Origin of the sequence: Brevundimonas vesicularis (assembly GCF_032067225.1) — a bacterium.
GTDB lineage: Bacteria > Pseudomonadota > Alphaproteobacteria > Caulobacterales > Caulobacteraceae > Brevundimonas > Brevundimonas vesicularis_F.
The window spans coordinates 1-2,124 of the sequence record NZ_DAMBJX010000068.1 but is presented as its reverse complement, the minus strand read 5'-3'; the positions used below and the strand labels follow the sequence as shown (position 1 = coordinate 2,124).

The following is a 2,124-nucleotide window of genomic DNA, read 5'->3' as shown; positions in this document are numbered from 1 at the left end:
GTGCGCGAAGGCAAGCTGTCCGCGGGTCACGCCCGAGCCCTCATCAATACGCCCGATCCGGGTCAGTTGGCGGACATCGCCTTTGTGGACGGTCTCAGCGTCCGTGAGACAGAGGCCCTGGCGCGCCGTGCGGTCGAGGGGCCGAAGCCGACGAAGACCAAGTCGGCGTCGGCGGCCGTCGGCGGGGAGGGGGCGGCCGATGTCGCCGCCCTGCAGCAGGATCTGGCCGATGCGCTGGGCCTGAAAGTGCAGTTGTCGGACAAGGGCGGAAAGGGCGAACTGACGATCGGCTACGGCTCGCTGGAGCAGCTCGACGACCTGTGCCGCCGTTTGATGCGCGGCTGAACGGCAGACTGTGCTAGGGTGTCGATATGACTGAAGACACGACACCCACCGCCGCCGAAAAGCTGAAACAGGCGCTCGCCGCCAAGAAGGCCAAGGCGGGTCATGGGTTCAACGCCCAACCGGGCGCCAAGGCCGAAGAGAAGGCTGTGTCGGCGCGCAATGTCGCCATGGCCCAGCCCGCCTTCCGCAAGGCGTCCAAGCGCGGCTAGGGCTACAGCCCGAGGCGTCTGGCGCGACCTGCGATTTCCAGCAGCAGGCGTTCGGCGATCAGTTGGTCTGGCATTCCGGTCGTCTTGGTGGCGACATCGGCCGTGTTGATGCTGTCCAAGACCTCGTCCAGGGCTTCGAGCCGCCAGGACCGCGCCTGACGCAGCATTTCCGCCTCCTGTTTCCAGAAGACGCCAGCGGCCTTGGCGGCCTCCTTGGCGTTCGCGCCGTTGGCCTGCAAGATATTGATCCGACGTAGCTTTCCGAGATGGATCGCGGCGGAGCGAACGGCGAGCACCGACGATTCGCCCTCGGCGAAGGCGCGCCTAAGCCCCGCCTGCGCCGGGCCGGGACGCGCGCCAAAAGCCTGAAGGGCCGCATCCGACAGGGAGGCGTCCGGCTCGACGCCAAGATGATGCTCCAGCGCATCCACATCCAGCGTCTTGCCGGAGCCGGGGCCGATGAACAGGGCCAGGCGCTCGATCTCTTGCCGCATTAAGCCCCGCTCGCGCGGCAAGCGCGCGACGAAACGGTCCAGGGCGTCGGACGTCAGGCCCACCTTGTCGGCGGCCAGGGCCTCTCGGACCATGCGGGCGACATCGCCGGTCTCGTCCTCGTAGCAGACGATGCCGACCGCGCCGTTTTCCTTCTCGGCCGCCTTTCTGAGCGCGGATTCGCGGCCTAGCTGGTCGGCCTCGACCACCATCATGGCGTCGGGATTGTAGCCGCCATCGGCGTGGATTTTCAGCGCGGCGGCGACAGCCTTGTCCACGCCGGGCTTCAGCGCCGACAGACGGATGCGCACCAGACGACGGCCGCCCATCAGGGACATGGCCGTCAGCGCCTCTTCCAGCTTCGTTTCATCGCCATCGATGTCGCTATCGGTCAGGACGGTGACGTTGAAGGGGTCGTTCAGGTCGGGCGTGACCGTCTTGCACAACACCTCGGCCCGCTCGGCGACACCCGATCGGTCCTTGCCGTGGATCACCGCCGCCCGGATCGCCGGATCGGGCGCCTTCAGGAAGCGATCGATCTCGGGGCGTTTGGCCAGGATCACGGGTTCGACAGCGCCTGCATCAGATCCAGTCGGATCAGGCGAGCCAGTTCGGCTGCGGCGCGCTCCTCGCCGTCCTGCTGGGCGGCGATGGCGGCATAGGGCTGGTCGGCGGTGGCGTAGGTCGTGGTGACCGTTTCCGTGCCGCTGACAGGCATTCCGCCGGCAGCCGGGGTCAGAGTCCAGGTCGCCTTGACCGTGAGTTCATAGCGGGTGGCGGTGTCGTCGATGCGGCGACCCAGCGAGCGGCGGTTCTGCTGGACCTCGGTCGTCAGGCGATACAACGGCGTCGCGCCGCGATCCCAGGCGAGGACGTCTTCCAGCTGCTCGCGCAGGCGATAGCCCAGACGGTCATCCTGGGTCGTGACGGCGATCCGGCGCAGGGATGAACCCACGGCCGGCTCGGCGTACATGGGCGTGAAGCCGCAGGCGGAAACCGCCAGAGACGCGAGAACCGCGCAAGTCGCCGCAATACGCATCAGCCGGCCACCAGATTGACGATGCGGTCCTTGACCACG

At 67.5% G+C, this 2,124-nt stretch carries 3 protein-coding genes and 1 pseudogene; 2 read left to right on the top strand and 2 right to left on the bottom strand.

What is annotated here, in order from left to right; translation table 11 throughout:
- Nucleotides 1–345: pseudogene (locus tag RT123_RS13765) on the top strand (chromosome partitioning protein ParB); the annotation flags it as partial.
- Nucleotides 346–371: 26 nt separating this feature from the next.
- Nucleotides 372–554: a hypothetical protein gene (locus tag RT123_RS13760; RefSeq protein WP_066553618.1), complete on the top strand. Its 183-nt coding sequence runs from the start codon at nt 372–374 to the stop codon at nt 552–554.
- A 2-nt stretch (nt 555–556) separates the two neighbouring features.
- Here RT123_RS13760 and holA read toward each other — a convergent pair whose 3' ends face one another.
- Entirely contained in the window at nt 557–1,609 is a 1,053-nt protein-coding gene (gene holA / locus RT123_RS13755) for a DNA polymerase III subunit delta (protein WP_313009702.1), read from the bottom strand.
- Nucleotides 1,606–2,124: LPS assembly lipoprotein LptE (gene lptE, locus RT123_RS13750; protein WP_409514918.1), on the bottom strand; the 519-nt coding region annotated here is incomplete at its 5' end. The genes holA and lptE, both read right to left, overlap by 4 nt.

Bases quoted from the DNA above. Each gene is read 5' to 3' on its own strand.
- RT123_RS13760 (WP_066553618.1), top strand. From the start codon at position 372: ATGACTGAAGACACGACACCCACCGCCGCCGAAAAGCTGAAACAGGCG.